The organism is Acidimicrobiia bacterium, assembly GCA_030584185.1.
Classification (GTDB): domain Bacteria; phylum Actinomycetota; class Acidimicrobiia; order Spongiisociales; family UBA11373.
In genome coordinates this window covers 1030583-1056645 of the sequence record CP129495.1, presented here as the reverse complement: position 1 = coordinate 1056645, position 26063 = coordinate 1030583, and the positions used below count along the sequence as shown (strand labels likewise).

Genomic DNA, 26063 nt, shown 5'->3' with positions numbered 1-26063 from the left:
GACGCGGGCGTGGTTCGCTACGCTCGACGACATGAAGCTCGGTTCACTGGTGGGCGGGACGGCGGTCATGATCGGCACCGAGGCGACCCTGGGCGATGCAGCCGGTGCCCTCGTCGAGGACGGTGTGGGAAGCCTGGGCGTGATCGCCGACCGCAAGCTGGTGGGGATCATCACCGAGCGCGACCTGGTCCGTGCCCTGGCTGCCGGCGCCGATCCGGAAACATCTCCGGTCTCGGAGTGGATGGCCGAGGCGCCGGACACATTCTCTCCCGACGTCGACGTCGACGAGGCGGCGCGTTGGCTGCTCGAGGTCGGCTACCGGCACATGCCGGTGATGGCAGACGGCGAGCTGCTGGGGATCGTCAGCATTCGGGACCTGTTGTGGGCGATCCTCGGCGAGGGTGAGACACCCGTCGGTTAGAGGTCGCGCTCCAGGCGCCGGTTGATGGCGTCCATGACGGCTCGCACCGCCGCCAGCCGATCGTCGGGTTCGGTCTCGATCGCAGATCCGACCAGGACGTCGCCGTCGCCGTAGCGAACCTGTGCCAGGGCGACGCTGGCGGGTCCAAGGCCCGTGGATGCGATGGCGAGGAGTTCGAGGGGTGAGATCCCATCGACCATGTGGGCAACGGCGTCGAGGGTCGCCTCTCCGGCCAGGCGCACCCGCTGCTCTCCCGGCCCGGCCGCATGCCCCTCCCAGGCGCGGTCCTCCCAGTCGAGGGTCACGGTGACGCGGCTGTCACCGTTCTCGGGGTCGTCGACGACTGAAACGATAACCGGGCGTCCTGGCATGCCCACGGAGCGTAGCGGGATGCCGGCAGGCAGGTGATCAGGCCTGGTGGGGAAGGATTCGATTTATTGCGTCGAGGGTGGCCCGGGCGAATGCCACCTGGCGGTTGTCCGCTTCCATCTGTGCGGTGCCGAACAGGCGGCGACCATCTTCGAGATCGTCCACGGCGACCAACGCCACGTCGGCCCCGCCCACTCTCGTGGTGGCGGTGTCGACGAGGGTGAACCCTCCACCGAGGAAGGCCACGGCATCGAGCGTGGCGGCCGCCACCAGGGCGGGCCGCCGTCGGTCGCTGGGCGATCCGTCGGAGGTGCCGGCGTGCTCGTCGCCGTCCCAGGCCAGGGTCACCCGGACGCGCGCCGCGGTCTCGTCCGTGCTCTCGTCGACGCGCATCAGCGCCAGGCGTGCCGTGCCCAGGTGGATTGGCGTCACCGATGCGGTCATGGCTCAATCATCGGCTGCCCTGGGGCGGTGGTTTAGGGCTCAGGTGAGGGTCAGCCCGTCACCGGAACCCAGATGAGCACCGGGGTCTCCACCACTACATCGCTCTTCTCGAGCGGGATCTCCAGCACCTCGACTTCGGCCGCCTTGGCGAGCCACTCCTCGGTGACCTCATCGATCGCCTCGGCCAAGTCCTCCTCGAGATCTTCCAACGCTTCGGATCGAGCGGCAACCTTGGCGTCGGCGGTGTGCGCGCGCTGTTCGGCGCGCCGGGTCATCGAACGCTTGGAGGTGGCGGTCGACATCGATCGACTGTTGCGACGGCCCATGAGGACTCCGAGGATGGTGCCGGCACCCGACACCACCTCCTCCTGGCGACGGGTCTCGGCATCGAGTCGTGCCTGGCGTGCCGCCAGGTGGGCGGCCTCGATCTGGTCACGGGCCCGTTCGATGCGGGCATCGAAGCGCTTCTTGATGGCGACGATGGCGTCGTCGGCTTGCTCGTGGGCCATCGACCGGCAGCGCTCCATGAACGCCTCGGGCGACTCACCGACTCGTCCGTAGGTCTTCAGGGCCCGATTGCGCAGTGTGTGCAAGGTGCGGGTCGCGATGAGGTGGTCTCTGATGGATCTCTCCGCCTCCGCCAGCCACGCCTGCCGGTCCGCGGGCACTTCCGGGGTCAGGTAGGCCGCCCCATCGGGAGCCTGATCGCGCAAGTCGCGGGGATCGTGGTCCACGATGAATCCTGCCTCGGGGTCGAAGGGATCGGTGAGTGGCTGGAACACGGCCTCCCACTCCTCCGTGTGGTTCACACCGGCAGCGGTGTCGTCGAAGGTGAGCCGGACGCGCGCCGCCAGCGCAACGGCGAACGTCTTCGAAGTGGCGTTGGCCCCGATGGCATCGAGCCACGGTGCCGCCGGGTCCACGTGCTTGGCCCGGCCGGCCAGTTGCGGTGCCACCGGCGATGCGTCATGGGGGAGGGCCACCGGTTGCGGCGTGTGCTCCTGGTGGCGGCGGGCGTCGTCTCCGACCAGCACCGCCACCTGATCGCGGGTGAGTGGGCCTCTCAGGTACGACATCGCCCAGCGCGTCGTGAAGAGCGCCGGCTCCTTCTCCCTTGTGTCGTGGAGCAGGAACTGCCGCTTGCCCAGCCCGGAGATGAGGGCATCGAGTGAGCCGATGTCGGTGCCACCGGCCGCCGACTGCAACGCCTCCAGGATCCTGGCCTTGTCGCGCTCGGTCTGGAGGCGACCGATGCACCAGGTGCCTGCATTCGACATCGCCTTGTAGTCGAGGTCCACCGGGTTCTGGGTGGAGAGCAGCATGCCGACGCCGAAGGCTCTTGCCTGCTTCATCAGAGTGAGGATCGGCTTCTTCGCCGGGGGCATGGCCGTCGGCGGCACGAACCCGAACACCTCGTCCATGTACACCAGGGCGCGCAGGTCACCGGTTCCGGCCTGGGAGCGCATCCAGGTGATCAGTCGGCCGAGGACCATGGTCACCACGAACTGGCGCTCGTCCTCGGAGAGATGTGCCAGGTACAGCACCGCAGCCTGAGGCTTCCCGGTGGAATCCCAGAGCATCGTGGCCGGGTCCAACGCAGGTCCAGTGCGCCAGGCGGCGAAGGATGGCGACGCCACCAGCGTGTTGAGCCGCATCGCCAGGGCGAGGCGGTCCTTCTCCGGAAAGAAGGTGTCCATGTCGAACACACCGAGGCGGCGCATCGGGGGAGATGTCACCTGGACGATGAGCGACTCCAGGCTCAGGTCCTCTCCGGCGATCCAGGATCGCTCGACGAGGTTGGCGAGCAGGATGTGCTCTCTGCCCGACAGCGGGTCGGATGCGACCCCGACCAGGGCGAGCAACCCGGAGACGATTCCCTCTATCTCGTCGCGAAACGTCTCGGAGTCCTCGGCAAAGTCACCCCCGGGTGCGGCCAATGAGCCGAGCACGTTCAGGGGGATCCCCGCCGCCGACCCCGGTGTGTAGAGGGTCATGCCCACCCTTCTGCGGAGGTCCGCTATGTCGGCGCCGGAGAGGCCCCACGACTCCAGCCCGCTCTTCCACAGGGCTGCGGTGTCGGCGGCGAGGTCGTCTGAGCCCTGGGCGTTGGCTTCACCGGCATCAACCCACGGGGCGAAGTCGGCCGGCGCCAGCTCGGGGAAGGTGAGCAACAGGTTGGTCATGTCACCCTTGGGATCGATGACCAGCGTCGGGATGTCGTTGCGCAGAGCCTCCTCGAGGTAGATCATCCCCAGCCCGGTCTTTCCGGAGCCGGTCATGCCGACGATCACCCCATGGGTGGTGAGGTGGGAGGCCGGGTACCTGATCTCGGCTCCGCTGCGGGCCCCGGTGGTGGGGTCGATCGTGCCGCCGAGGAAGAAGGTGGTGTCGGGCATCGGCCGATTCTACGAACGGCCCGGTGCCGCGGTGGTTCCGGGGTGAGCCCTTCCCGGGATCAGGCGGACCACTGCGGCGACGGCCTCGTCGACGTCCCGGGCGGTGATCACCAGGCTGCGGTCGGCGCCCACCGAGCCGGCAAGGTGATCGACCAGAGCCGCCCACACCTCGCCCACGGTGACCAACGGCTTGGGCGGCGTCGCCGAGTATCGAGCCACGAAGGCGAGGTTCCATGCGATCGCCAGCTCGGCGAGCGTGCCCAGGCTCCCGGGCATGGCGATCCAGGCCTCGGTCAGATCGGTGAGGGCATGGATGCGCTCCATGAGGTGGGTGGTCGGCATCTCGTCGGAGACGAACTCGTTGGCTCCGGGCCGGTCGGGGAACACCGAGGGGACGGTCACGCCGATCGCCCTGGCGCCTCTCAGGCGGGCGCCCCGTGCCGCAGCCTCCATGACGCCGCCGTAGCCTCCGGTGACGACCCCGAAACCGGACCGGGCGAGAAGGTCCCCGCAGCGCACCGCCTCTTCGTAGAGGCCGTCTCCGGGTAGCGCCTGCGACGAGCCGAACACCGCTATCAGAGGTCCGGTCATCCAGTCGAGGCTAGCGGGTCGATCGGAGCCGGCTCCCGGTCCCCTAGCGTGGTGCCGTCGTCATCGGGAGAGCCATGCCCTACCGCACAATCATCGAACCGTTCCGGATCCACAGCGTCCAGGAGATCGCATTCACCACCCCGCAACAGCGGGAGGATGCGTTGCTTCGTGCCGGGTACAACCTCTTCGGTCTCCATGCCGACGAGGTCACCATCGACCTGCTCACCGACTCCGGCACCGGCTCGATGTCGGCGGCGCAGTGGGCGGGGATGATGATCGGCGACGAGTCGTACGCCGGCAGCCGATCCTACGACCGCTTCTACGAGGCGGTGACCTCACTGACCGGTCTTCCCGAGGTGATCCCGGTGCATCAGGGCCGCGCCGCCGAGTGGATCCTGTTCTCGGAGTTGGCGGGGCCGGGGAAGGTGATACCCAACAACACGCACTTCGACACCACCCGTGCCAACGTCGAGTACCAGGGTGCCGAGGCCCGCGACATGGTCGTTCCCGAGGGGCGAGACCTGACGCTGGATCATCCATTCAAGGGGAACCTGGACGTGGCCGTCCTCGAAGAGACGATCGCCGAGGTCGGGGCCGACCGGATCCCGCTGGTGATGATCACGGTGACCAACAACTCTGGGGGCGGACAGCCGGTCTCCCTGCAGAACCTGCGCGACGTGCGTGCGGTCTGTGATCGCCACGGGATCCCGTTCTTCATGGATGCGGCTCGCTTCGCCGAGAACGCCTGGTTCATCAAGCTGCGCGAGCCGGGCCAGGCCGACCGGACCCCGCGAGAGATCGCCTCCGAGATGTTCTCCCTGGTGGACGGGGTCACCTTCTCGGCGAAGAAGGACGCCATCGCCAACATCGGAGGCTTCCTGGCGATGCGAGACGCCGACCTCGCGGCGCGCTGTCGGAACCTGCTCATCCTCACCGAAGGGTTCCCCACCTACGGCGGGCTGGCGGGACGCGATCTCGAGGCGATCGCCATCGGTCTCGACGAGGTGCTGGACGAGCGCTACCTGCGCTACCGCATCCGCAGCACCGAGTATCTGGCCGAGAAGTGCCGGGACGCAGGAGTTCCGGTGGTGTGGCCGCCGGGAGGCCACGCCGTCTACATCGATGCCAAGGCACTGCTTCCTCACGTTCCCCAGTCGCAGTACCCGGCCCAGGCGCTGACCATCGAGTTGTATCGAGAGGGCGGGGTCCGTGGAGTGGAGATCGGATCGGTGATGTTCGGAGTTGCCGGCGAGGACGGAACAGAGACACCCGCTCCGATGGAGCTGGTCCGGCTCGCCGTGCCCCGGCGGACATACACCCAGAGCCACATCGACTACGTGGCGGAGGTCGTCCTGGCCGTGGCGAACCGTGTCGATGAGATCGGCGGGCTGCGCATCGTGAAGAGCGCACCTTGGTTGAGGCACTTCACCGCTCGTTTCGAGCCGACCTAGGCAGGCATCACGAATCGGGGATCGACGGGCGTCCTGGTTGCCCGAATGCCTCCAGACCCCGCTTCAGGTCCTCGGGGGTGTCCACCGAGAACCACGACCGGCCGTCCTCCCCCCACCGCGACCACTCGCTTCGTTCGACACCGAGAAACGGGACCTGGTCGAGCAGCCGCCTGATCCCGCCACCCTCGACCAGAAGGTTGCGAGCCTGCTCCAGCACCCATGTCGGATAGCGGGCGCACAGCACCTGGCGGGCAGCGGCATCGATGGGGACCACGGGGAGGTCCTCGGGTCGGGCGGCGATGGCGGCAACGGTTTCGCCTCGCAGCCAGGGCTGGTCGGCTGCAACGAGAACCACCGGCCCGTCGACCACCTCGAGTGCGGCCACCAGTCCTGCGAGAGGGCCCATTCGGCCGGGGACCGCATCGGCGACGTGCGCCAGGCCGGGCACCTCCCGGCCCACGCACAGGACCTCGTGGCCGGAGCAGGCGGCAACCACGAGGTCGATCATCGTGCCGTCGCCCAGGGGCAACGTGACTTTGTCGCGGCCCATTCGGCGCGAGGCACCTCCGGCGAGGATGGCGACGGTCACCACGGAATCAGCATGGCAGACGTCTCGCTCCCCGACGAGGGCGAAGGCGGAGAAGGAAGGCCGGCGGTCCGCTCGCCCACCACTCACAGGAGGGGGCGCTGTGCGGGCCGGGCCGGCGTCCCGCCGACCTCCCTGCGCCGATCAGGGTCGCGGCGTATCGGCTGGGCGGATAGGGCCTTTTGGCCCGGGCCGAAAATGATGCGCCCGGCCCATGAGTCTGAACGGGACGGGGGATCAGGGGCCGTATGATCTGGTTCCCAGGGGAGGTTGGGCGACATGCTGTTCACCCGCTTGCGGTGGCACCTGAGCCGCGTCCGGAAGCAGACCGGAGGCCGGGTGCTGCGCCCATTGGTTCTGGCGAGCCTGATCGTGGTGATCCTGGCCACGCTGGCGGTGACGCTCGCGGAGAAGGAGGGCACGATCTCGTCGATCGGCCGTTCCTTCTACTGGTCGATCATGACCATCCTCGACGCCGGCGACATCTCCTACGTATCCACCCCCTGGGGATGGACGGTGCACTGGTTGCTGGCACTGTTCGGTGTGGCGATGCTGGCCACCGTCACCGGGGCCGTCGTCGGGTTCGTGATCGACTTTCTCGTCAAGGAGGGACAGGGCATGGGAGCAGCCGGCTACTCCGGGCACGTGATCATCTGCGGCTGGAACTCGACCGCTCGAGACCTGGTCGAGGAGCTGCGCAAGGACGAGTTCGGAGCCCGGATCGTCGTCCTCCACGACAGTGAGAAGAACCCCGCCGGCGACGGCGCCTACTTCGTGCGCGGGGACGCCACCTCGGTCGAGGACCTCGAACGGGCGGGGATCGCGTCCTGTGAGGCCGTCATCGTCTGTCCCACCGACAGCTCCGACGCCGCCGACATGCGTTCCATCCTGATCGTGCTGGCCGTCGAGAGCCTGGCTCCCCAGGTGCGGACCGTCGTGGAGGTGAACAACCCGCGTCACGTCCCTCACCTCCGCCGCACCAACGTCGACGAGCTGCTGGTCACCTCGCGCCTCGCGTCCCACCTGCTGGCCCGAACCGCCATGTACCCCGGTCTCGGTGAGCTGGTCACCGACATCGTCTCGGGTGGCGAGGGCTCGGAGCTGTATCGGGTGATTCTCCCCGACGAGTACGTCGGCCTGAGCATCGACGCCCTGTCGGCACGCATGCGCGGGGACCATCGAGCCACCCTGCTCGCCGTGGCGCGAAACGGCAAGACCTACACCAACCCCGAAGTCGGCTTCCGCCTCGAGAGCGGCGATCAGGCGGTGGTGGTGGCCGAGTCGCTGGGCACACTCTCGCCCTTGCGGTCGGCGCGTGGCGCCCGGTGATGCCACGAGTTGCGCCTTGGGGGCTTCGGTGGGATATCGTTGCCCGAACCGAACAGGTGGAGTAGATGGAAGCCGCCGAACTTCTGAAGCAGACCAGCCTCTTTTCCGGGTTCTCGGATCGAGATCTGGAGAGCGTTCTCTCCACGGCCAAGGAGCGCACCTTCTCCGCCGGTGACGAGATCATTCGTGACGGCCATGAGGGCGGGCGCGGTTTCTACCTGGTTCTCGAGGGCGGCGCCCAGGCCCGCAAGGGCGATCTGGTGCTCGCCGATTTCGGTCCCGGCGCCTACTTCGGCGAGATGGCATTGCTGCTCGACGACACCCCTCGCACGGCAGACGTCGTCGCCACCGGGCCGACCCGCTGCCTGGTGATCACCCAGTGGGACCTCAGGGCGATGATCGCCTCCCACCCCGAGATCGGGGTGAAGATGATGTCGGAACTGGCCCGTCGGCTGCGTGACACCGACGCCGCCCTCTCCGACTGAGGCCGTGGTCGGATTCGGCCGGATGCGGCCATGATCGGAACCACCCTCCACGTCGCCGGATGTCGCGGGTCGGCGGCCGTGTCCGGCCCCGCCTACCGGCGCTACGGCGGCAACACCAGCTGCTACTTCGCCGAGGTGGAGCCCAACCACCATCTGGTCATCGACGCCGGAACGGGCCTGCGACGGCTGGCCAAGATGGTCTCGGGGCGGGAGGCACCCCAGCGGTTCTCACTGCTGCTCACCCACTTCCACTGGGACCACATCCAGGGGCTGCCGGTGTTCGCTCCCCTGTTCGCGGCCGGCAACATGGTCGACGTGTGGGGTGCCGAGTGTGAGGGACAGCAGCCCAAGGAGTGCCTCGACTCGGTGATCTGTCGCCCCTGGTGGCCGGTCACCCTCGACGAGGCCGCAGCCACGGTTCGGGTGCGCGTTCTGGAGGAGAGCATCGACGTCGGCCCCATCCGGGTGCGCCACGCCATGCTCAATCATCCCGAAGGCGTGGCCGGATTCCGGTTGGAGGGTCGCAAGACCGTGGTGCTCGCCACCGATCACGAGGCGGGAGAGCCGGAGGCCGACGAGAGGCTGGTGAAGCTGGCTCATCGAGCCGACGTCCTCATCCACGACGCCCAGTACACGCCCGAGGAGCGCGCCGGAGCCAGGAGGGGCTGGGGTCACAGCGACTGGCAAGCCGCCGCAGAGGCGGCGCTCGCCGCCGGGGTCGGCCGCCTCGTCCTCACCAGCCACGATCCCGATCGCGACGACGATCAGATCGATGCGCTCCGCGCCGCCGCTCGGTCCCGTTTCCCTCTCACCGACGCCGCCCACGAGGGCATGCAGATCCCGCTCTGAGGGTCGGACGGTGGTCGACTTCAGCAAGAGGGCCGCTCGAGCCCCCGGAGTCGCCCCGGGCGAGACCGTGCTGGCTGCGGTCAACGTCTTCCCTTCCCCGTTTCGGGTGGCGAGCCCAGGCGCCACCTCCGGAGTCGTCGCCGGTGGCCTGATCGGCGCCGCCATCGGCACCGCCTGGGACGCCCGTAACCAGAAGCGCGACGCTGCCGAAGCGGAGGCGAGGCCGCTGCCCGATGTGGCGAAGCGGCCCCCGGTTGAGCCGGCGATACCCGGCGGCGGCGGGCTGCTCGCCGTCACCGACCACCGGGTCCTGGTGTGGAGCATCGCCGGCCTCGGCAAGCCGAAGGACCTCATCCACGCATTCCCGATCGGCGATGTCGACCAGGTCGCCTGGCATCGCCTCGAAGCCGGATGGATGCGGGGCAAGCCGGCATCGCTGGTGTTGTGGATCGGCATCGCCGCAGGGGTGCTGGCGGCGTCGGCGGTGGCGCTGGCCTCGTCGGCCAGGCAGGCCGGCGAGGTGGTGGCGGTGCTGGGGCGACTCCGTCCCGGTCGCGTGACCCACTTCGACCCGTCGCAACCTGCCTAGCCGCTCGGATCGGGCGGCAGCCACTCCTCCTCGTACAGCGAGAGCTGGTTCCAGAGCATCCAGCCCATGTGCAGGTCGTCGACGGTGGCAATAGCCTCGCGCACCTGGTCGGCACTCCACGAGAAGCCCTGGATCCAGGGGCGCAGCAGCGCCCCGCCTTCGAGCCGGATCATGCCGGAGCGCAGAGCCTCGCCGATGACCTCCGCCGGATGGTCGTTGGGGTTCTCCAGGTTCAGCCACCCGCGCCCGTAGTGGCTGGGGTACACCATCGGGCTGATGGCGTCCACGACGTGGGACAGCTCCTCCACCTTCTGTCCGATGCCCTGGTCGTCCCGCACCGACATGACGATGGCGAACACGTCGGCCGAGACCGCGCACCCCTCGGCGTTGATCCGCTCCCTGGCCTCGGCGAGGAAGGCGGCGATCACCTCGACCCGGCCCTCGGCGGTGTCCTTGGCGGGGTCGTCGTAGACGGCGGTTTCGATGTCGCCGTCGGTCGGGAAACGCGTGTAGTCGAACTGGATCTCGTCGAACCCGAGCCGGCAGGCGTGGATCCCCAACTGGATCGGGTACTCCCACGAGCCTCTGTCCGTGGGATCCATCCAGCCCAGCCCCCTGTCGTTCACCCAGGTCCCGCCGTCCTCGGAGTTGTGCAGTGCCCACTCGTTGCGGAACCGCGAGGCGTAGGGGTCCTGGAACACGACGATCCGGGTGATCGCATACAACCCGTGCTCCTCGATCTCGGCGAGTCGTTGCGCTGCGTCGTAGGTGGGTTGCAGCGCCCCGATCGACTGGGGCTCGGAGTAATCGGTGAAGGTGTGAAGCACCTTCCCCTCCTCCTCCTTGGTGTCGAACACCAGGGCGTTCACCGTGGAGGCGTCGGCCATGTCGAGGATGCGGGCAAAGGCGGCATCGTCGCCGGCGGTGTCCTCTTCGACACGCAGCGCCCGCACCATGAAGGCGTCCATGGTCACGTCGAATCGCTTGCGGCTGCCATCCCACTCGGCCTCGGCAGGCTCCCAGGCTGCCTTCTCGACCCTGACCGTGCCCGGCATGGCCTCGACGATCTCGAACGCCCCGAACTGCCCGGTCGTCACGGAGTGCTCCCCGATGGTGACGGCGGCTCCGACCACGCCGTTCCCGTTGCTGTCGACGACCCGCCCCTGAAGCACCAGCGGCTCCATCTGAAGGGCCAACGCTCCCTGGATGGGAAGGGCCTCGACGGTGAACACGGCGGGTACGTAGCCGTCGGCGGTGACGGTGAGGGTCGCCGGGACCTCAAAGGGCAGGCGGGCCAGGCCGCCGGCATCGGTGGCTGCTTCGGCCCCGTTGTCGCCTGCCACGAGCGCCCCGCCCAGGGGCCGGCCCTCGGCTCCCAGCACCCGCAGTGGCACCGGATCGATGCCGGTCATGGAGCGGAAGATCACCCAGCCTCCGACCAGGGTTCCAACCAGTGCGAGGACGGTCAGCAGTCGCAGGGTGAGCTGACCCCAGTTGCGCCGACGACGAAAGCGTCGACTGCGCCGGGGGTCGAAGACCGTGAGTGCGTCGAAGGAGCTGCGCATGGAGGGGGCGACCGGAGGTGGCCCCGGGAGGATAGGAGGCCCCGGGGTGTTGTGCGTCCTGGGATACTTGCCCGATGGGGCTGCAAGACGACGTGGCGGTGCGGGATGCCTGGGCCTCAGAGGGCAGGACGGTGGCGGCGGCCACCGTGGTCGCCGTCGAAGGTTCTGCTCCGTGCCCGCCGGGGTCGCGCCTGCTGGTGTCGTCGGCGGGTGATGTGCACGGCTCGGTGAGCGCCGGATGCGTCGAGGGCGACGTCATCGCCCACGCTCAGGAGGTCATCGGCGGCGGCCCACCCCGGCTTCTCGACTACGGCATCTCCGACGACGCAGCCTTCGAGGTGGGCCTCGCCTGCGGCGGCACCATCCGGGTGTTCGTGGACCGCTGGTGACCGATCCCCTTTCCGCCGCCGCCCGCCTTGCCGCCGAAGGGCTCACCGGAGTTCTTGCGACCGTCCTCGGCGGCGATGCCATCGGCATCCGAACGCTGTTCGACGACTCTGGAGAACGACTCGCCGGCAATCTTCCATCGGGGATGGAGGACGGTCTGCGCCGCCGGGTTGCAGAGGCGGCGGCCTCTCGCCGTTCGATGCTTGCCTTGGTGAACGGGGTGGAGGTGTTCTTCGAGGTGGTGGCGCCACCGCCGACGCTGCGGATCTTCGGGGCGGGACCGATTGCAGAGGCGTTGTGCCGGATGGCCGCCGTTGCCGGTTATCGGGTCGTCGTCGGCGATCCCCGGCCGACCCATGCCCGCCCCGATCGCTTTCCCGACGCCGACGCCGTGGATGTCGGGTGGCCCGCCGACCTCCTGGAGCGGCGGCCGCTGGAGGGGGGATGCTTCGTGGTCTCCCTGCTTCACGCCGCCCGGTTCGAGGACTCGCTGCTCCCGGCGGTACTCGGCGCCGATCCGCGCTACGTGGGGGTGCTCGGGTCGCGTTCTACCCACCGGGAGCGTCTGGAGCGTCTTCTGGCGTCCGGCTGTGCCGAGGCCGACCTCGTCAGGCTCCACGGCCCGGTCGGCCTGGCGATCGGGGCGGTGACGCCGGGTGAGATCGCGGTGGCGATCCTCGCCGAGATGGTTCAGGTGCTGCGAGGCTGACCGTCTTGGTCGGCGAGCCGGCGAAACACTTCTTCACGCGCCCTGCGGCCGGCCATTCCCGAGGCACGTCGCCGTTCCCTGGACTCCGCCTCCCTTTGTCGGTCGGGGAATCCGAAGGCGATCACCCAGCGGCACTCCTCGTCGGAACCGAGCGCGAGGACTCGGCCGGCCGTCTCGGCATCGTGGAGAGTGATCGGGCACGAGCCGATCCCCATGGTGTCGGCCGCCAGCATCATGTTCTGCGCCGCCCGCCCGATGTCGAAGTCGTTTCCTGCGGCGGTGCGAACCAAGGCGATGGTCGCCGCCGAGTTCCGAACCGGATCGGTGAACCTGCCGGCTTCGGCGACGGAGTCCAGGCTCCGCTGCCCTTCGATCACCACGAACACCCATCCCTGGACGTTCTTCGATGATCCGGTCCACCGGCCTGCCTCGAGGATGGCGTCCAGTTCGTCCCCGGTGAGGGGACGCTCCTGAAACTCCCGCGTCACTCGCAGCGAGAGGATTCGATCGTAGGTTTCGGGGTCCATGGTCGAACGCTAGGCCCCGGCGATGACGAAGAGGCGGGTGAAGGGGAAGAGCGTCACCCCGTCGGGGCGTGGTGGGTAGGCCATGCGGAGCCGAGCCGAGTACTCCTCCATGAACGCCTCGGCGTCGCTGCCCAGTGCCTCCAGGTAAGGGCGCGCCGCGGTGGACCGGGTCCAGGCCGCCACCGGGTCGTCACCGGTGAGCGCCTGCAGGTAGGTGGTCTCCCAGACGTCGAGGACAGAGGCCAGGGGCCGCAGCAGGTCGTGGTACCAGTCGGGTGACGCCACCGGTGCCTGCCGGCCAAGGTGAGAGAGGCGATCCGCCCACCTGGCGCCCCGGGCCGTCTCTGCCAGAAGCGTGTGGGACGGCTGGGCGAAGTTGCGGGGCATCTGAACCGCCAACCTTCCGCCTGGCGAGAGTCTCGAGAACAGCCGGGGGAACAGCCCGGCGTGACCGGGCAACCAATGGAGTGCGGCGCTGGAGAAGATCAGATCGACCGGTCCATCGGGGTCCCAGGTCCGGATGTCGCCCTGTACCCACTCCACTCCCTGCCGCTCACGCGCTCGCGAGAGCATCTCCGGTGACGAATCGATTCCGAGCACCCGAGCAGCCGGAAAGCGTCTGGCGAGAGCCTCTGTGATCTCCCCGGTGCCGCATCCCAGGTCCCACACGACGCCGGGCGGTGAGCCGACGAGGCGATCGACCAGATCGAGGGAGGCACGGAACCGTGCCCCGCCGAAGCGGAGGTAGCCGTCCGGATCCCAGTCGCTGCTGGGGCTTCCGCTCAGGGCTTGCTCGTCGGGGCAGCCATCAACGCCAGGCCGCCGGCGAGGGCGACGTACACCCCGTAGCCGACGGTGTCGATCGTGTCACCGAGCCCGGTGCCCAGCCCTCGGTTCACCTGGAACACCTACAGGGCGGCGACCGCCACCGAGGCGACACCGGCGAACCTCCGGGCCCCGCTCGGGATCTGCTCCACGAACGGAGCCAGCAGGCCGAGGGCCCCGAGCGCCGCCACCAGGTATCCGAGCGCCGGCTGACCGGAAGCATGAAGGTCCCATAGGAACGGGAGGGCGACCTCGAAGCTGTTGGCGTCGAACGTGTCCAGGCTGAACCAGGGTAGGAAGGCGGCGATGGCGACGGCGATTCCGCCTATGGCGGCGATCGGGAACGTCGTGCTCGATGCTCCGGAAGCGCCGGCGGCCGACGAGGCCGGGGTCGCCGTCGCGGCTCCGATCGGGGCCAGCCTCCTGGCGTCCACCCATCCGGTCCATCCGTTGGACCCGACCACCCGAGCCCAGTCCCCACGCTTCTCGGCGATGGTCAGTTCGACTCGGGCCTGCAGGTCGGCTGCCGGCGGCAGGGCAGGATTCGGCTCAGGCCAGGCCCGCATCCCACCTTCGGGAACCTTGTGGGTGGGTGACCATGCGCCAACAGCGGCCCCGACCGTCGCGGCGGCCTGTGCGGCGCGCGCCGCCTGCTGGGCCGCCGCTTCCTCGGCGGCGGCGCGGGCCTCCGCCTCTTCCGCCTCGGCGAGTGCAGCCGCTTCCTCCTCCGACAGGGCTTCCTGGACGATCGATCCCGCCTCGCCTGCCACCGCATCGGCCGCAGACTCGACGAGGTCTGCAACGGCCTCGTCACCGGCGGTCGGGGCGGCGGTGCCCTGCCGCCTGCTATCGGCCGAAGCCGTGGTCAGCGCGTCGGCTGCGGCGATCAGCCCGTTGAGGCCGGTCACGAACGCCTGGCGGTTCAGCCCGTCGACGTACAGGGTGGAGGTGAGGGTGGCGGTGAGGCGGGTACGACCGGCACTGAGCGTGCCGGTCACCGGGGAGCCCCGTCCGGGCAGGGCGGCGCGCACTGCGGCGACTCGAGCCGGATCCGAGGTCGTCTCGGCGTGCTCGTGCACCATCGAGATGCGCTCGTCGTCGGCGCTGACGGCGATGGTCAGCTCGCTGTCCCCCTCCACGGTGATGGTGCCGTCGTCGGCGACGGAGACGCCTTCTTCGGCGCGCGCCCACTCGGCGATCTTGTCAAGCGGTGTCGGTTCCGGGGTGGTTGCCTTGGTAGCCATGACGCAACGGTACTCCCGGGGAGTCCGACGCGTCGGGTCGCTCGGTATGGTTCGCCCAGCCGATTAGGAGATGAATGCCGCCGCGTCCCGCCTTCACCGTGGGCATCGAGGAGGAGTACCTGCTGGTCGACCCGGTCACGCGCGATCTGGTGCGCGATCCGGGCGACGCGGTGATGGACGCCTGTCGCGAGATCCTCGGCCAGCAGGTGACCCCCGAGTTCCTCAAGGCGCAGGTGGAGGTGGGGACCCGGGTGTGCGCCACCGTTCCCGAGGCGCGAAGCGACCTGGCGCGGCTGCGAGGCGAGCTGATCGGTGTCGCCGAGGCTCACGGGATGCGGCTCATCGCCGCCTCGACGCATCCCTTCGCCGATTGGGCCGAGCAGGAGGTGACCGAGAAGGAGCGGTACCTGATGCTGGCCAAGGACCTCCAGGTGGTCGCCCGCCGCCTTGTGATCTGCGGGATGCACGTCCACGTGGGGATCGAGGACCCCGAGCTGCGGATCGACCTGATGAACGGCGTCTCCTACTTCCTTCCCCACCTGCTGGCACTGAGCACGTCGTCTCCGTTCTGGCACGGCCTGGAGAGCGGACTCAAGTCGTACCGGATCTCGGTGTTCCGCTCCCTGCCCCGAACCGGGCTACCGGAGCACTTCTCGTCCTGGGCCGAGTACCAACGCCACCTGGATGTCCTGGTGGGGGCGGGTCTGATGGATGACGCCACCAAGCTGTGGTGGGATGTCCGCCCCTCGGCCCGCTACGAGACGCTGGAGATGCGGATCGCCGACGTGTGCACCCGGCTCGACGACGGCATCACCGTCGCCGCCCTCTACCAGTCGATCCTGGCCATGCTCTACGGCCTGCGCCGGCGCAACCAGCGGTGGCGCAACTACGCCCCGATGCTGGTTTCCGAGAACGTGTGGAGGGCACAACGGTACGGCACCGAGGCCGAGCTGATGGACTTCGGTCGAGGGATGTTGGTCCCGTTCGCCGACCTGATCGACGAGCTGGTGGAATTGGTCGGGGAGGAGGCCGAGGCCCTGGGATGCCTGGCCGAGGTGGAGGGCGCCCGGGACATCGTCGGTACCGGCACCAGCGCCGACCGACAGGTGGCCACATATCGCAGCGCTCTCGGCGGTGGCGCGTCGGACCGGGAGGCACTGCAGGCGGTGGTGGACGAGCTGATCGTGGACACCGCCACCGGGATCTGAGGGTGGGAACCTCCCGTCCGATCGGGTAGCGTGCCTCCGGCATGTTCGACCCGGCAACAGCAGCAGTGGAGGCGGCCCTGGCCGCAGGTGCCACCTACGCCGACGCCCGCTTCGTGGAGGCCAGGGCGGAGAACATCGAGGTGCTCAACGGCAACGTGGAGGGCCTGGATCGCATCGAGTCGGTCGGCGTGGGCGTACGCGCCATGTTCGGATCATCCTGGGGCTTCTTCGGGACCCACGACCTGTCGGCAGAGGGCCTGCGTTCGGCAGGACATCGCGCCGCCGAGATCGCCAAGGCCTCGGCCGCCGTGCCCGGACCGCTGTTTGAGCTGGCCGACGTGCCGGTGGTGGAGGCCTCCTACGAGACCCCGCACCAGGAACCGCCGCTCGAGGTGCCGCTCTCCGAGAAGGTGGATCTGCTGGTGACGGTCACCGAGGAGATGGCGGCCGTCGACCGGATCCGCCTCGCCCGAGCGTCGTTCGGGGCGTGGGACACCCACAAGTGGTTCGTGTCCTCCCAGGGCCACCGCATCCACCAGCACCTCGTGGAGTGTGGCGGCGGATTCGACGCCACCGCCATCGGCGAGTCGGAGACCCAGCGCCGCTCCTACCCGCAGTCGTTCGGCCAGTACGAGACCGGCGGGTACGAGACGGTGCGCAAGTGGGAGTACGCCGCCAACGCCGGCCGCATCGCCGAGGAGGCAGCAGCCCTCCTCGACGCCGAGCAGTGCCCCGAAGGGGAGATGACCATCATCCTCGAGGCCAGCCAGCTGGCCCTGCAGATCCACGAGTCGGTGGGCCACGCCATCGAGCTGGATCGGATACTCGGATGGGAGGCGGCCTTCGCCGGGACCTCGCACCTACGCCTCGAAGAGCTGGGCCGTCACCGCTACGGGTCCGACCTGATGAACATCACCGCCGACGCCACCCTTCCCGGGGCGTTGGGGACCTTCGGGTTCGACGACGAGGGGACCCCGGCGCAACGGGTGCCCATCGTCGACGCCGGGCTGTGGGTGGGGGTGCTCTCCGGGCGCGACTCGGCGGCCATCGCCGGACTCCCGCCGGGAGGGATGGTGCGAGCCGACGGCTACGACCGGCTGCCGATGGTGCGGATGACCAACGTCGGGTTGCTCCCGGGGGCCTCGTCGGTCGAGGAGATGATCGCCGAGACCCGGCGGGGGGTGCTCATGTCCACCAACCGCTCGTGGTCGATCGACGACAAGAGGCTCAACTTCCAGTTCGGCTGCGAGATCGGCTGGGAGATCGTCGACGGCCGGCTGGGGAGGATGATCAAGAACCCGACCTACACCGGGATCACACCCCGCTTCTGGGCGCAGCTGGACATGCTCGGTGGGGCGGCGGAGTGGGTGCATTGGGGCACCCCCAACTGCGGCAAGGGCCAGCCGATGCAGGTGGCCCACACCGGGCACTCGGCATCACCGGGCCGGTTCGCCGAGGTGAGGGTGGGGGTGCGGGGATGAACCCGCAGGAGGCGGCGCGCCGTGTCGTCGAGATGGTGGGCGACCGCGCCGAGGCCGAGGCGATCGTCACCTTCGGTCGCGAGGAGCTGACCCGGTTCGCCAACTCCTTCATCCACCAGAACGTCGGGTCCGAATACACCAGGGTGCGCCTGCGGGTGGCCGACGGTGGCAGGGTGGCTGCGGTCACCGGCAACCGGGCCGACGACGCCTCCCTCGCCCGGCTCGCCGAGGACGCACTCACCGTGGCGGCCACGCAGCCTGTCGACCACGACTGGCCGGGGGTGGCTCCTGCCGGGCACGCCGGCGACGGCGACTTCTCCGACCCGTCGACGGTCGATGCCACCCCTGCGGGCCGCGCCGGGGTGGTGGCCGACTTCGTCGCAGCCGGCGAGGGGATGCTGGCGGCCGGGTTCTGCGACTCGGACTCCTTCGAGGCGGCGTTTGCCAACAGCAACGGCCGGGCTGGCTCCTACCGGGGAAGCCGCGCCACGATCGACGGCATCCATCAGACCGGGGAGAGCGCCGGTTCCGCCCATCAGACCTCGCGCGCCCTCGCCGCCCTCGACGGCGCCGCCGCCGGCGCCCTCGCCGCCGACCGGGCCCGACGGGGGATGAACGCCTTCGACCTCAAGCCGGGCGAGTACCAAGTGGTGCTTGCCCCGGAGGCGGTGGCCACCATCGCCATCTTCCTCGACTTCTACGGGTTCAACGGCAAGGCGGTGGGGGAGGGCCAGTCGTTCGTCGCCATCGGCGACCAGCAGTTCGACCCGGCGATCACCATCGTCGACGACCCGCTGGACGGCGAAGCCGTGGGGGCTCCCTTCGACGCCGAGGGTGTGGCCAAGGCGCCGCTGACCCTGGTCGACGCCGGGGTCACGACCGCCGTCGTCCACGACCGTCGCACCGCAGGCAAGGTGGGGGCCAACTCCACCGGTCACGCCTGGGAGCAGTCGAGCGCATACGGCCCGCTGGCGGGCCACGTCGTGGTGCGGCCGGGGGCGGCGTCGGTCGACGACCTGATCGCCGGCGTGGAACGCGGCGTGTACGTGGCCACATTCAACTACTGCCGCATCCTCGACCCGAAGAGCCAGGTCGTCACCGGGTTGACCCGCAACGGGACCTTCATGATCGAGCACGGCGTGATCACCGGGGCGATCACGAACCTGCGCTTCACCCAGTCGTTCGTGAAGGCGCTGGGGCCGGGGAACGTGGCCGCCGTCGGCGACGACCTGCGCTACGCCGACTCCGAGTTCGGTCCCGGCCTGGTGCGGGCGCCTTCGCTGCGCCTCGACTCCTGGAACTTCACCGGGGGCGCCGAGGGCTGACGGGCCTCTTGGGGCCCGATTCGAGCGGGGCGGCGCACACCTAGAGTTCCGTCTCGCCGTGAGCCTTCGCTCCCTCTTGCCCCGACGCTCGGACTACCGCCTGTCCTTTTTCGCCTCCGACCTGGTGGCGGGGCTCACCGTTGCGGTGGTCGCCCTGCCGCTGGCACTCGGGTTCGCCGTGACCGTCGGCGCAGCCCCCGGGGTCGGAGTGGTGACCGCCATCGTCGCCGGCGTGGTCGCCGCCGTGTTCGGCGGGTCCAACTTCCAGGTGTCCGGGCCCACCGGCGCCATGGCGGTGGTGCTGATCCCGATCGTCGCCCGGCACGGGGCGGGGGCGCTCCCGCTGGTGGCCGTGATCGCCGGGTCGATCCTGGTGGCGATGGCGGCGGGAGGCATCGGGCGCTACATCGGATTCGTGCCCTGGCCGGTGATCACCGGGTTCACCAACGGGATCGCGGTGATCATCTTCCTGCAGCAACTGCCGTCGGTGCTCGGCGTCTCGGGGGAGCCGGCGGAGTCGACGCTGATCTCGGCGGGTCGCACCGTGGCCGCCTTCTTCGAGACCCCCACCGCCCCCGCACTGGTGCTCGGCGTGTCGACGGCGGTCGTGATGGCGCTGTGGGCCCGGATCCCTCGGGTGCGGGCGGTCCCGGCGAGTGTGGTCGCCCTCCTCGCCGGGGTCGGGGTGTCGCTGCTGCCGTGGTTCGACTCCGTGGCCCGGGTGTCCGGTGTGCCGCGGGGACTGCCGGCACCCGCCCTTCCCGTCTGGTCGGTGGGAGCGGTGGTCGATCTCGCCCGGGTGTCGCTGGCGGTGGCGATCCTCGCCGCCCTGGAGAGCCTGCTCTCGGCGGTGGTGGCCGACGGGCAGACCATCGAGGAGAGGCACGATCCCGACCGGGAGCTGTTCGGGCAGGGCCTGGCCAACGTCGCCGCCGGGATGTTCGGCGGGATGCCTGCCACCGGTGCTCTCGCCCGCACCGCCGTCAACCTGCGTTCGGGGGCCCGCACCCGGATGGCGTCGATCGTCCACGGCGTCGCGTTGGGGGTGATCGTGCTCTTCCTGGCGCCGTTCGCCTCCCGCATCCCGCTCGCCGTGTTGGGAGGGATCCTGATGGTGGTGGCGATCCGGATGGTGGAGTCCCATGCGGCGCGCACCATTCTGCGGGCGACGCGCTCCGACGCCTTCGTGCTCGTGCTGACGATGGGGGTGACCATCGTGTTCGACCTCATCCTCGCCATCGAGGTGGGGATGATCGCCGCCGGGGCACTGTTCGTGGTGCGGATGAGCCGGCTGCTCAGCATTCAGCCGGAGAGCCTGATGGGCTCGGATGGGGAGCATCACGACACCGCCGACGAGGTACGCGAGGAGGTGGAGCTGGGACGGGAGGCGATCATGGCCTACCGCATCGATGGGCCCGTGTTCTTCGGCGCCGCCACCCGCTTCTTCGACCAGGTGCTGAAGGTGGGCTCCGACATCAAGGTGGTGATCCTGCGGATGCGGCGGGTCCCGGTGATGGACGCCACCGGGCTCACCGCCCTGCGCAACCTGGTCGAGGCCCTGGAGCGGCGCAAGATCCTGGTGCTGGTGTCGGGCCTCCAGCCACAGCCCGAGACGATGCTGGAGCGTGCCGGGGTGCTCGACCTGATCAGCCGCAACCGCGACCACCTCTTCGTCACCTCGGAGGAGGCGATCGCCCACGCCCGCGCCCATCTGGCCCGGGTCGATCATCAGGCACCGGGAGCCTGACCCTCGTCCTGAGGGGACTCCGACGCGGATCACGGCTCACTCGTCGGGTTCGGGTGCTCGTCGCCCTCGTTTCAGCTCGGCCCGCCGCCTCTTGCGCTCCAGGCGCCTGCGACGGGCCGACGCCGGAATCCTGGTGGCGACCCGCTCCGCCTCGGGTCGCAGCGCCTCGTCGAGCACGGCGGCCAGCCGTCTCCGGGCGATGACCCGGTTGCGCCACTGGGACCGGGTCTCGTCGACGGCGATGGTGATCACCCCGCCCGGGGCTCGGCCGCCAAGCCGCTCCAGGAGGCGGGAGCGGACCTCCTCGGTGACCGCCTCGCTGCGGGCCACCTCCCACGAGACCTCGGCGCGGGTGGAGGTCTTGTTGGCGTGCTGACCGCCGGGCCCTCCGGACGGGTCGAAGCGCCATCTGAGTTCGGCTGCGGGGATGGTGAGGCTCGCCGCAACCCGGAGCGGACCGTCGGCGGTCATGGCGCAACCCTACCGGCGGGGACGCTCCCGGCCCGCTGCTGCCGGTAGCCTCGGGGTTGATGGCGATCTCCGATCCTCTGTGGCCAAGAGCCGACGACTGGCTGGCATCGGCCTCTTCCTCTCCCGACCTGCTGGTGGCCGGGGTGCCGTCGTCGTCGGCGTCGCTCAGCCCGTCCGAGGCGTGGCGGTGCCCCGGCGCCGTGCGCAGCGCCCTGGGCGGCATGTCGGTGTTCGACGGGGAGACCGAGGCCGATCTGCGCCGGGTGACCGTCGCCGATCTGGGCGACTGGCCGGTGGAGGGTCTCGACATGCACGTCATGCCCGGTGAGGTGGAGCGGCTCGCCGCCGGGCTTCCCGCCGGGCCGGTCAAGGCTTTCCTCGGCGGCGACAACGCCATCACCCGCCCCCTGGTGAAGGGCCTCGCCGGCGGTGACCTGGGGAGGGTGGGGATCCTCACCCTCGACGCCCATCACGATGTCCGCCTCACCGAGGGCGGGCCGACCAACGGCAGTCCGATCCGGGGGCTGATCGAGGACGGCCTTCCCGACGGCCGGGTGATCCAGGTGGGGATCCACTCGTTCGCCAACTCGCAGGAGTACCGCGCCTGGTGCCGGGACCACGGGGTGGAGGTGGTGACCATGACCACGGTCGACGAGGTGGGGGCGGGATGGGCGGTGACGAGCGCCTTGAACGACCTGGGGCGGAGGTGCGACTGGGTCTTCGTCGACGTCGACGTCGATGTCCTCGACCAGGCCTTCGCCCCGGGGTGCCCCGGGTCGCGACCGGGGGGGATGAACCCCCGGCAGCTGGCGGCCGCCTGCCGGGCGGCGGGGGGCCATCCGGCCGTGGCCGCCGCCGACTTCGTGGAGGTGGATCCGGTACGAGACCGTGATGGCATCACGGTGCGCAACGCCGCCACCGCCTTCCTGGCGTTCGTGTCAGGGCTGGCTTCCCGGGAGGGGTCGTGACCGTCGTCGTCACCGGCGATCCGCTGGATCCGGCCGACGTGGTGGCAGTGGCCCATCGCCAGACCCGCGTCGTTCTCGGCCCGGACGTGGAGGGTCGTCTGGAGCCGGCGCGGCGGGTGATCGCCGAGGCGGTGGCTGGCGACGCCGTGGTGTACGGGGTGACCACCGGGTTCGGTGCGCTGTCGAGCACCCGGGTGGAGCCCGAGATGTCGGCGGAGATGCAGGTGGCCCTGCTTCGATCTCATGCCGCCGGTGTGGGGCCGCCGCTTCCCGACGAGCAGGTGCGGGCGATGCTGCTGCTGCGGGCGCGCACCCTGGCTCAGGGATACTCGGGGGTGCGGGTGGAGGTGGTGCGTCGGCTCCTCGAACTGCTGGAGCGTGACATCCTGCCCGTCGTCCCGTCGCAGGGATCGGTGGGGGCTTCGGGCGACCTGGCCCCTTTCGCCCACCTGGCGCTGCCGGTGATCGGGGAGGGGACGGTGCGGGCGGGCGGCGTGGTGATGCCTGCCGCCGATGCTCTCGCCGGTGCCGGCCTGGAACCGCTGGTGCTGGAACCGAAGGAGGGCCTGAGCCTGCTCAACGGCACCGAGGGGATGCTGGCGATGCTGGTGCTGGCGTTGGAGCGGGCACGCCGGCTGGTGGATGCGGCGGATCTGGCGGCGGCCGCGAGCGTGGAGGCGCTGCTGGGCAGCGAACGGCCCTTCGCCGAGGAGGTGCATGCCCTGCGCCCGCATCCGGGGCAGGTGGAGTCGGCTCGTCGCATCCGCGGCGCCCTGGCGGGTTCCGAGATCGTGGCCAGCCATCGCGACGACTTCGACCATGCAGTTCAGGATGCCTACTCGTTGCGCTGCGCCCCTCAGGTTCATGGGGCGGCGCGTGACGTGCTCACCCACTGCGAGTCGGTGGCGCGTGTCGAGCTGGGCTCGGTGGTGGACAACCCGATCGTGTTCGGGGATCGGGGCGAGGTGGTGTCGGCGGGGAACTTCCACGGCGAGCCGCTGGCCTTCGCCCTCGACTTCGCCGCAATCGCCGTAGCCGAGTTGGGCAGCATCTCGGAGCGGCGCACCGATCGGATCCTGGACCCGGCGCGGTCGGCGGGGTTGCCCCCGTTTCTGGCCACCCGGCCCGGACTCAACTCCGGGTACATGATCGCCCAGTACACGGCTGCGGCGCTGGTGGCCGAGAACCGGGTGCTGTGCCATCCGGCTTCGGTGGACAGCGTGCCCACGTCGGGCCTGCAGGAGGACCACGTGTCGATGGGGTGGGGGGCGGGCCGCAAGCTGGGGATGGTGCTGGACAATGCGATGCGGGTGGTGGCGGTGGAGCTGCTGTGTGCGGCAGAGGGGATCGACCGGCGCCAGCCGTTGCGTCCGGCCCCGACCACCGCTGCGGTACGCGACCTGATCCGCACCGTGGTGCCCCGCCTGGACCGGGACCGCCCGCCGGGGCCGTCCGTAGAGGCCATCGCCGACCTGATCGAACGAGGCGAGTTCGACCAGGTGGGTTGAGGGCGAGGGTGCAACACCCAGGTCCCGCCAGGGCTTGGACCGAGGAGCAGGCTCGCCGCGCACGCCTCGGAGGTGATCGGGCGAAGGCAGACCGGGGCTTTGCTCACCCGGACGATCAGGGCCTCGAGCGGGCCGCCTTCGGGATCACCAGCCTCCCCAACTACCGGATCCGGGCCCTGCTCTTCGCCGACAGACCCAACTGGGACCTCCTCGCCACCATCACACCACGCTGAAACGCGGAGTGCCATCAAGGGCGCGCGATCCGGTTGACATTCTCGATCGAATCAGGATGTCGAAACTCGGTACGACACAAGCGTTCCCGTCAGGCCCGACCCAGAGCACCTAGTACCCAGAGATCACCATGGTGTCGCTGTACCGAATGGCGCAGGTCAAGTCATCTACTGCTGATGAGAGCTCGTCCATCTCCGGACCGGTGGCCCCAGCATGAATCTCGTATCCGCGATCATGGAGGCATTCTGCATACTCGAGGCGCCTCTGTTGCATCTCCTCAGCGCTCGGAGCATGGAGGATCTTGTAACCTCCGCTGACATAATTCAGATACCGACTCTCGCACTCATCACCGATGACAACTTGGGCGTCTGATTCTTTCTTGGTCTCGGCCCCACCATACGAGTAGGCCAGAAGTCCATCCGACGACTCTGTTGGCCCCAGGACTCTCAGACCTTGCTCCCGCAGACAGCTGATGGTCGCGAACACAGCCGCCTCATACTCGGCGTAGCTCACCAACCCATCGGAGAGGATCTCCGCCTGAAACTCGAATCCTCCCGCCACGGCAGCCTCGTGGAGTCCCCCGAGCTCAGCCTCTCGCGCTATGGCGTCACCGACTTCCAATCCTCCTTGGCAGCCGGTGAGCCCAAGCACCGCAACTGCGGCTGAAGCGACGATACGGCGGACTCCCGCTTCACCTAGCTGCATCGCTACGGGTGGGTGTACGTCGAGCTGTAGTTCTTGCTGGAGTTGTCTTGGGCCCGGTGTTGGCTGTCGCCGATGGTCTGGACGAGATACACCGTCCGAACCACTTGGCCAAGGTTTTCGTAGCTGTAGGCAGCACTCGACCAGAACCAGTAGCCTTCCGTGCGAAACTGAAGCCTGGTCCAGAGGTAGTCGCACTCGTCGGGATTGAGTTCGGTCGTGCTCGAGTTGCCGTTGCCGCCGGACATCCAGTTGGTTCCCGCGAACTGGCAACTCTCGAAATTCCAGCTGTGGCCCCATGCCGTCGCCGATACGGCCAGCATGGACCCAACAATAGAAACGGCGACCACGAGGACGCGCACTTGGCGAGCCATCTTCCGCTGTTGGTACATCGATTCCACCTCCGCGCGGCGATAACGGCACGCCTGAATCGTGCACAGCGGTCAAGATACGCGATCCAGGCAAACATTGTCAAGCCAGGTTGAAACTGGGAGCTTGAATCACCCTGGGCCTCTTGGAGGCTCTGGTGTGTCCTGGGGCGTGGCGGAGGCTCCTGAGTGGAATCACCAATGGGGGGCGGGCCGCAAGCTGGGGATGGTGCTGGACAACGCGGTGCGGGTGGTGGCGGTGGAGCTGATGTGTGCGGCAGAGGGGATCGACCGGCGCCAGCCGCTGCGTCCGGCCCCGACCACCGCTGCGGTACGCGACCTGATCCGCACCGTGGTGCCCCGTCTGGACCGGGACCGCCCGCCGGGGCCTTCGATCGAGGCCATCGCCGACTTGATCGAACGAGGCGAATTCGACCAGGTGGGTTGAGGGCGGGGGTGCAACACCCAGGTCCCGCCAGGGCTTGGACCGAGGAGCAGGCTCGCCGCGCACGCCTCGGAGGTGCTCGGGAGAAGGCAGACCGGGGCTTTGCTCACCCGGACGATCGTGGCCTCGAGCGGGCCGCCTTCGGGATCACCAGCCTCCCCAACTACCGGATCCGGGCCCTGCTCTTCGCCGACAGACCCAACTGGAACCTCCTCGCCACCATCACACCCCGCCGAAACGCGGAGTGCCCGTTGTACTCCTCTCTCCAGTCGGCTATGAGGACCTGGGCTTCTAATAGGGTGTCGAACGCTTCGATGGACAACAGCTCGTCGCGCATCCGGGATCCGTAGGACTCGACTCACGGGTTCTGCCACGGTGCGCCGGGGTCGATGTAGGCGGTGCCGGCTCCGGTGAACCGGCACCAGTCGCGCAGGGCGTTGGCGGTGAGCTCGGGTCCGTTGTCGCAGCGGATGAAGCGGCGATGGGTTCCACGTTGCCCGACGATCTTGTCCACGACACCGACGGTGGCATCCGCGTCGAGCGAATACGCCACCAGATCGCTGAGCGACTCCCGGGTGTGTTCGTCGAGGACGTGGAGGATCTTGATGGTCCGTCCCGTGACGGTGACGTCGAACTGGTAGTCCAGCGCCCATGATCGGGATGCTCGGCGGCCAGCCGATCCGCCGGGGTGGTGGAGTCACCCAGCCGTTGCCGCTTGCGCCTCTTCTGCGGCACCCGTAGTCCTTCTTCGCGCCACAGGCGCTGGACCTTCTTGCGATTGACCAGGTGCCCTTCTCGAACCGCCACGGCATGAGCCCGGCGGTATCCCCAGCGGGGATGCC

Annotated in this window: 30 protein-coding genes; 16 read left to right on the top strand and 14 right to left on the bottom strand. The window is 69.2% G+C overall.

Going from position 1 to position 26063, the window contains the following annotated elements; translation table 11 throughout:
* Window positions 1-31 precede the first annotated feature (31 nt).
* Window positions 32-421, top strand: coding sequence for a CBS domain-containing protein (locus tag QY307_05405; protein WKZ83678.1), 390 nt, complete (start codon window positions 32-34; stop codon window positions 419-421).
* On the opposite strand, the gene QY307_05400 is transcribed toward QY307_05405, so the two are convergent.
* From QY307_05400 to QY307_05385, 4 genes are read right to left on the bottom strand one after another with little or no spacing between them, the layout of a single operon-like run.
* The gene (locus tag QY307_05400; protein ID WKZ83677.1) at window positions 418-792 is read right to left on the bottom strand and encodes a hypothetical protein; all 375 of its coding nucleotides are present in this window, start codon (window positions 790-792) and stop codon (window positions 418-420) included. The two genes, QY307_05405 and QY307_05400, sit on opposite strands and share 4 nt — an antisense overlap.
* 37 nt (window positions 793-829) lie before the next feature.
* Window positions 830-1234 (bottom strand): hypothetical protein, encoded by a 405-nt coding sequence (locus QY307_05395; protein ID WKZ83676.1) that lies wholly within the window; start codon window positions 1232-1234, stop codon window positions 830-832.
* Between the two features lie 50 nt (window positions 1235-1284).
* On the bottom strand, window positions 1285-3630 hold the full coding sequence (locus QY307_05390; protein ID WKZ83675.1) for a DUF87 domain-containing protein: 2346 nt from the start codon (window positions 3628-3630) through the stop codon (window positions 1285-1287).
* A gap of 9 nt (window positions 3631-3639) precedes the next feature.
* A complete protein-coding gene (locus QY307_05385) occupies window positions 3640-4221 on the bottom strand; it encodes an LOG family protein (protein ID WKZ83674.1) in 582 nt (193 codons plus the stop codon).
* Window positions 4222-4295: 74 nt separating this feature from the next.
* On the opposite strand from QY307_05385, the gene QY307_05380 reads away from it, so the two are divergent.
* The gene (locus QY307_05380) at window positions 4296-5672 is read left to right on the top strand and encodes a tryptophanase (GenBank protein WKZ83673.1); all 1377 of its coding nucleotides are present in this window, start codon (window positions 4296-4298) and stop codon (window positions 5670-5672) included.
* A gap of 7 nt (window positions 5673-5679) precedes the next feature.
* Here QY307_05380 and QY307_05375 read toward each other — a convergent pair whose 3' ends face one another.
* A complete protein-coding gene (locus tag QY307_05375; GenBank protein WKZ83672.1) occupies window positions 5680-6222 on the bottom strand; it encodes an NTP transferase domain-containing protein in 543 nt (180 codons plus the stop codon).
* 315 nt (window positions 6223-6537) lie between these two features.
* On the opposite strand from QY307_05375, the gene QY307_05370 reads away from it, so the two are divergent.
* The 4 genes from QY307_05370 (at window position 6538) to QY307_05355 (ending at window position 9510) form a co-directional block, all read left to right on the top strand.
* On the top strand, window positions 6538-7587 hold the full coding sequence (locus QY307_05370) for an NAD-binding protein (GenBank protein ID WKZ83671.1): 1050 nt from the start codon (window positions 6538-6540) through the stop codon (window positions 7585-7587).
* 65 nt (window positions 7588-7652) lie between these two features.
* Complete coding sequence (locus QY307_05365) at window positions 7653-8072, top strand: cyclic nucleotide-binding domain-containing protein (protein ID WKZ83670.1); 420 nt, start codon at window positions 7653-7655, stop codon at window positions 8070-8072.
* A gap of 30 nt (window positions 8073-8102) precedes the next feature.
* Window positions 8103-8921 (top strand): MBL fold metallo-hydrolase, encoded by an 819-nt coding sequence (locus QY307_05360; GenBank protein WKZ83669.1) that lies wholly within the window; start codon window positions 8103-8105, stop codon window positions 8919-8921.
* Between the two features lie 10 nt (window positions 8922-8931).
* The gene (locus QY307_05355) at window positions 8932-9510 is read left to right on the top strand and encodes a hypothetical protein (protein WKZ83668.1); all 579 of its coding nucleotides are present in this window, start codon (window positions 8932-8934) and stop codon (window positions 9508-9510) included.
* Here QY307_05355 and QY307_05350 read toward each other — a convergent pair.
* Window positions 9507-11075, bottom strand: a complete 1569-nt coding sequence (locus QY307_05350) for a putative glycoside hydrolase (protein ID WKZ83667.1) — start codon at window positions 11073-11075, stop codon at window positions 9507-9509. The two genes, QY307_05355 and QY307_05350, sit on opposite strands and share 4 nt — an antisense overlap.
* Before the next feature lie 74 nt (window positions 11076-11149).
* Here QY307_05350 and QY307_05345 point away from each other — a divergent pair, with 74 nt between their 5' ends.
* A complete protein-coding gene (locus tag QY307_05345; protein ID WKZ83666.1) occupies window positions 11150-11464 on the top strand; it encodes an XdhC family protein in 315 nt (104 codons plus the stop codon).
* Window positions 11461-12171 (top strand): XdhC family protein, encoded by a 711-nt coding sequence (locus QY307_05340; GenBank protein ID WKZ83665.1) that lies wholly within the window; start codon window positions 11461-11463, stop codon window positions 12169-12171. The genes QY307_05345 and QY307_05340 overlap by 4 nt, the downstream gene beginning before the upstream one ends.
* Here the strand turns inward: QY307_05340 and QY307_05335 are convergent.
* From QY307_05335 to QY307_05325, 3 genes are all read right to left on the bottom strand, one after another.
* Window positions 12153-12698: a nitroreductase family protein gene (locus QY307_05335; GenBank protein ID WKZ83664.1), complete on the bottom strand. Its 546-nt coding sequence runs from the start codon at window positions 12696-12698 to the stop codon at window positions 12153-12155. The genes QY307_05340 and QY307_05335 overlap by 19 nt on opposite strands.
* Before the next feature lie 9 nt (window positions 12699-12707).
* Complete coding sequence (locus QY307_05330) at window positions 12708-13484, bottom strand: methyltransferase domain-containing protein (protein WKZ83764.1); 777 nt, start codon at window positions 13482-13484, stop codon at window positions 12708-12710.
* A gap of 122 nt (window positions 13485-13606) precedes the next feature.
* Window positions 13607-14767 (bottom strand): hypothetical protein, encoded by a 1161-nt coding sequence (locus QY307_05325; GenBank protein WKZ83663.1) that lies wholly within the window; start codon window positions 14765-14767, stop codon window positions 13607-13609.
* Between the two features lie 74 nt (window positions 14768-14841).
* On the opposite strand from QY307_05325, the gene QY307_05320 reads away from it, so the two are divergent.
* The 4 genes from QY307_05320 (at window position 14842) to QY307_05305 (ending at window position 20528) form a co-directional block, all read left to right on the top strand.
* The gene (locus tag QY307_05320) at window positions 14842-15975 is read left to right on the top strand and encodes a carboxylate-amine ligase (GenBank protein ID WKZ83662.1); all 1134 of its coding nucleotides are present in this window, start codon (window positions 14842-14844) and stop codon (window positions 15973-15975) included.
* 41 nt (window positions 15976-16016) lie between these two features.
* Window positions 16017-17456 carry a TldD/PmbA family protein gene (locus QY307_05315; protein ID WKZ83661.1) on the top strand — a complete coding sequence of 480 codons (1440 nt, stop codon included), beginning with the start codon at window positions 16017-16019 and terminating at the stop codon, window positions 17454-17456.
* Entirely contained in the window at window positions 17453-18781 is a 1329-nt protein-coding gene (locus QY307_05310; protein ID WKZ83660.1) for a metallopeptidase TldD-related protein, read from the top strand. The genes QY307_05315 and QY307_05310 overlap by 4 nt, the downstream gene beginning before the upstream one ends.
* Before the next feature lie 76 nt (window positions 18782-18857).
* Entirely contained in the window at window positions 18858-20528 is a 1671-nt protein-coding gene (locus QY307_05305) for a SulP family inorganic anion transporter (protein WKZ83659.1), read from the top strand.
* A 36-nt stretch (window positions 20529-20564) separates the two neighbouring features.
* On the opposite strand, the gene arfB is transcribed toward QY307_05305, so the two are convergent.
* The gene (gene arfB / locus QY307_05300; protein WKZ83658.1) at window positions 20565-20999 is read right to left on the bottom strand and encodes an alternative ribosome rescue aminoacyl-tRNA hydrolase ArfB; all 435 of its coding nucleotides are present in this window, start codon (window positions 20997-20999) and stop codon (window positions 20565-20567) included.
* Window positions 21000-21058: 59 nt separating this feature from the next.
* Here arfB and QY307_05295 point away from each other — a divergent pair, with 59 nt between their 5' ends.
* Genes QY307_05295 through QY307_05285 form a run of 3 tightly spaced genes read left to right on the top strand, consistent with a single transcriptional unit; the run spans window position 21059 to window position 23708 of the window.
* A complete protein-coding gene (locus tag QY307_05295; GenBank protein ID WKZ83657.1) occupies window positions 21059-21967 on the top strand; it encodes an arginase family protein in 909 nt (302 codons plus the stop codon).
* Complete coding sequence (hutH, locus tag QY307_05290; protein ID WKZ83656.1) at window positions 21964-23475, top strand: histidine ammonia-lyase; 1512 nt, start codon at window positions 21964-21966, stop codon at window positions 23473-23475. The genes QY307_05295 and hutH overlap by 4 nt, the downstream gene beginning before the upstream one ends.
* Window positions 23476-23483: 8 nt before the next feature.
* Window positions 23484-23708, top strand: coding sequence for a hypothetical protein (locus QY307_05285; protein WKZ83655.1), 225 nt, complete (start codon window positions 23484-23486; stop codon window positions 23706-23708).
* A gap of 109 nt (window positions 23709-23817) precedes the next feature.
* On the opposite strand, the gene QY307_05280 is transcribed toward QY307_05285, so the two are convergent.
* The gene (locus QY307_05280; GenBank protein ID WKZ83654.1) at window positions 23818-24327 is read right to left on the bottom strand and encodes a hypothetical protein; all 510 of its coding nucleotides are present in this window, start codon (window positions 24325-24327) and stop codon (window positions 23818-23820) included.
* 86 nt (window positions 24328-24413) lie between these two features.
* Window positions 24414-24770: a hypothetical protein gene (locus QY307_05275; GenBank protein ID WKZ83653.1), complete on the bottom strand. Its 357-nt coding sequence runs from the start codon at window positions 24768-24770 to the stop codon at window positions 24414-24416.
* A 178-nt stretch (window positions 24771-24948) separates the two neighbouring features.
* Here QY307_05275 and QY307_05270 point away from each other — a divergent pair, with 178 nt between their 5' ends.
* Complete coding sequence (locus tag QY307_05270) at window positions 24949-25224, top strand: hypothetical protein (GenBank protein ID WKZ83652.1); 276 nt, start codon at window positions 24949-24951, stop codon at window positions 25222-25224.
* A 160-nt stretch (window positions 25225-25384) separates the two neighbouring features.
* On the opposite strand, the gene QY307_05265 is transcribed toward QY307_05270, so the two are convergent.
* Window positions 25385-25558 carry a hypothetical protein gene (locus QY307_05265; protein WKZ83651.1) on the bottom strand — a complete coding sequence of 58 codons (174 nt, stop codon included), beginning with the start codon at window positions 25556-25558 and terminating at the stop codon, window positions 25385-25387.
* A 21-nt stretch (window positions 25559-25579) separates the two neighbouring features.
* Window positions 25580-25822, bottom strand: coding sequence for a hypothetical protein (locus QY307_05260; GenBank protein WKZ83763.1), 243 nt, complete (start codon window positions 25820-25822; stop codon window positions 25580-25582).
* Window positions 25823-26063 lie beyond the last annotated feature (241 nt).

Excerpts from the sequence above, each read along its gene's own strand:
- QY307_05360 (WKZ83669.1), top strand. The coding sequence starts at position 8,103 with ATGATCGGAACCACCCTCCACGTCGCCGGATGTCGCGGGTCGGCGGCC.
- QY307_05405 (WKZ83678.1), top strand. The coding sequence starts at position 32 with ATGAAGCTCGGTTCACTGGTGGGCGGGACGGCGGTCATGATCGGCACC.
- QY307_05400 (WKZ83677.1), bottom strand. The coding sequence starts at position 792 with ATGCCAGGACGCCCGGTTATCGTTTCAGTCGTCGACGACCCCGAGAAC.
- QY307_05365 (WKZ83670.1), top strand. The coding sequence starts at position 7,653 with ATGGAAGCCGCCGAACTTCTGAAGCAGACCAGCCTCTTTTCCGGGTTC.
- QY307_05350 (WKZ83667.1), bottom strand. The coding sequence starts at position 11,075 with ATGCGCAGCTCCTTCGACGCACTCACGGTCTTCGACCCCCGGCGCAGT.
- QY307_05265 (WKZ83651.1), bottom strand. The coding sequence starts at position 25,558 with ATGCGCGACGAGCTGTTGTCCATCGAAGCGTTCGACACCCTATTAGAA.
- QY307_05325 (WKZ83663.1), bottom strand. The coding sequence starts at position 14,767 with ATGGCTACCAAGGCAACCACCCCGGAACCGACACCGCTTGACAAGATC.
- QY307_05395 (WKZ83676.1), bottom strand. The coding sequence starts at position 1,234 with ATGACCGCATCGGTGACGCCAATCCACCTGGGCACGGCACGCCTGGCG.
- arfB (WKZ83658.1), bottom strand. The coding sequence starts at position 20,999 with ATGACCGCCGACGGTCCGCTCCGGGTTGCGGCGAGCCTCACCATCCCC.
- QY307_05370 (WKZ83671.1), top strand. The coding sequence starts at position 6,538 with ATGCTGTTCACCCGCTTGCGGTGGCACCTGAGCCGCGTCCGGAAGCAG.
- QY307_05375 (WKZ83672.1), bottom strand. The coding sequence starts at position 6,222 with ATGGGCCGCGACAAAGTCACGTTGCCCCTGGGCGACGGCACGATGATC.
- QY307_05315 (WKZ83661.1), top strand. The coding sequence starts at position 16,017 with ATGTTCGACCCGGCAACAGCAGCAGTGGAGGCGGCCCTGGCCGCAGGT.
- QY307_05380 (WKZ83673.1), top strand. The coding sequence starts at position 4,296 with ATGCCCTACCGCACAATCATCGAACCGTTCCGGATCCACAGCGTCCAG.
- QY307_05320 (WKZ83662.1), top strand. The coding sequence starts at position 14,842 with ATGCCGCCGCGTCCCGCCTTCACCGTGGGCATCGAGGAGGAGTACCTG.
- QY307_05390 (WKZ83675.1), bottom strand. The coding sequence starts at position 3,630 with ATGCCCGACACCACCTTCTTCCTCGGCGGCACGATCGACCCCACCACC.
- QY307_05310 (WKZ83660.1), top strand. The coding sequence starts at position 17,453 with ATGAACCCGCAGGAGGCGGCGCGCCGTGTCGTCGAGATGGTGGGCGAC.
- QY307_05345 (WKZ83666.1), top strand. The coding sequence starts at position 11,150 with ATGGGGCTGCAAGACGACGTGGCGGTGCGGGATGCCTGGGCCTCAGAG.
- QY307_05295 (WKZ83657.1), top strand. The coding sequence starts at position 21,059 with ATGGCGATCTCCGATCCTCTGTGGCCAAGAGCCGACGACTGGCTGGCA.
- QY307_05385 (WKZ83674.1), bottom strand. The coding sequence starts at position 4,221 with ATGACCGGACCTCTGATAGCGGTGTTCGGCTCGTCGCAGGCGCTACCC.
- QY307_05335 (WKZ83664.1), bottom strand. The coding sequence starts at position 12,698 with ATGGACCCCGAAACCTACGATCGAATCCTCTCGCTGCGAGTGACGCGG.